Genomic DNA, 1,051 nt, shown 5'->3' on the forward strand with positions numbered 1-1,051 from the left:
TGATAACCTTTTGGTTAACCATTTTATAGAAGAATTTAAAAGAAAGACTCGTAAAGATCTAACAAGCAATCCAAGATCAGTAAGGCGTCTCAGAACAGCAGCAGAAACTGCAAAGCGAACTTTATCATCTGTTACACAAGCCAATATTGAAATTGATGCCTTGTTTGATGGTATGGATTTCTTTACTAGAATAACCCGAGCTAGATTTGAAGAACTCTGTTCTGACTTATTCCGTGCCACGTTAGAGCCAGTTGAGAAGGCTTTAAATGATGCAAAAATGAAAAAGTCCGAGATAGATGAAGTGGTGTTAATTGGTGGCTCAACACGTATACCAAAGATTCAAAGTCTACTGCAGAACTTCTTTTCTGGTAAACAACTAAATTTTTCAATTAACCCTGATGAAGCTGTAGCTTATGGTGCAGCAGTTCAGGCAGCTATTTTAAGTGGTGATAGCAGTTCTGTAATAAAAGATTTACTGCTAGTAGATGTTGCTCCATTGTCACTGGGAATAGAAACTGCTGGCGGAGTTATGGTTAACATAATTGATCGTAACACAAGAATTCCATGTAAACAAACAAAAGTTTTCACAACATATTCTGATAATCAGCCAGGTGTAACTATTCAAGTTTTTGAAGGTGAACGTACTATGACTAAAGATAACAATCTCCTCGGAACATTTGATCTTATCGGAATACCACCAGCTCCTCGTGGCATACCTCAGATCAATGTCACTTTTGACATCAATGTAAATGGAATTCTTAATGTGTCTGCTAAAGACAACAGTTCTGGAACAGAAAGAAATATTGTTATTAACAATGACAAAGGTCGTCTCAGTAAAGCAGATATCGATAGAATGTTGAATGATGCACAAAAATATAAGGCTGAAGATGACAAAGAAAAGGAAAGAATTATTGCTAAAAACCAGCTTGAAACTTATGCTTACAGTGTAAAACAAACAGTGAATGGTGCTGGTAAGGCACTTGAAGAACAAGAAAAGCAAAACACAATTTCAGCATGTAACGAAGTACTCCAGTGGATAGATAACAATCAC

The 1,051-nt window shown here is 36.3% G+C and carries 1 protein-coding gene; it reads left to right on the plus strand.

Translation table 4 applies throughout. The annotated features are described in order from the left end of the window. Positions 1-10: 10 nt before the first annotated feature. A partial coding sequence (locus MAGTDC_RS02605; RefSeq protein WP_278046949.1) for an Hsp70 family protein occupies positions 11-1,051 on the plus strand: 1,041 nt, incomplete at its 3' end.

The organism is Candidatus Hodgkinia cicadicola (assembly GCF_002774925.1).